Annotated in this window: 1 protein-coding gene; it reads left to right on the plus strand. The window is 53.5% G+C overall.

All coding sequences use genetic code 11. From position 1 onward, the window contains the following. On the plus strand, positions 1–734 hold a 734-nt coding region (locus tag B2W52_RS06165), incomplete at its 5' end, for a cytochrome b (protein ID WP_286801952.1). Positions 735–765: the final 31 nt, after the last annotated feature.

Below are 765 nucleotides of genomic sequence, written 5' to 3' on the forward strand. Positions count from 1 at the left end.
CTCTCTGGATTCGTGGTGACTACCTGATTTCCGGTATTACCCTCAACCGATTCTTTGCGCTGCACGTGGTGGCGCTGCCGATCGTGCTTCTGGGCCTGGTAGTGCTTCACATCCTGGCACTGCACGAAGTGGGCTCCAACAACCCCGACGGTATCGATATCAAGAAGAACAAGGACGAAAACGGCATCCCCAAAGACGGAATCCCGTTCCATCCTTACTACACCGTGCACGATCTTCTCGGCGTGGGCGTTTTCTTCTTCATCTTCTTTATCGTGGTGTTCTTCTTCCCGGAAGGTGGCGGGTTGTTCATCGAGAAGCCGAATTTCGAGCCGGCAAACCCGTTGAAAACACCAGATCATATTGCGCCCGTGTGGTACTTCACTCCGTTCTACGCAATGCTGCGTGCGGTGACGATCGACCTGTTCGGTCTTGACGCCAAGTTCTGGGGTGTTGTTGTGATGGGTGCGGCAATCGCCATCCTGTTCGTACTGCCCTGGCTGGATAAGAGCCCGGTACGGTCCATGCGTTACAAAGGCTGGTTGAGCCGTATTGCACTGGCCATCTTCGTGGTGAGCTTTGTGATCCTCGGCTATCTCGGTCTTGTACCCGCTACCGAAGGCCGCACAATGGTTGCCCAGATTCTGACGGTGCTGTACTTCCTCTACTTTATCCTCATGCCGTTCTATACGCGCATGGAGAAAACCAAGCCAGTTCCAGAGAGGGTGACAGGATAATGAGAAAGCTGATTTTTGGTCTTTTCATCGC

Origin of the sequence: Marinobacter sp. UBA2498 (genome assembly GCF_002341575.1) — a bacterium.
Classification (GTDB): Bacteria; Pseudomonadota; Gammaproteobacteria; order Pseudomonadales; family Oleiphilaceae; genus Marinobacter; species Marinobacter manganoxydans.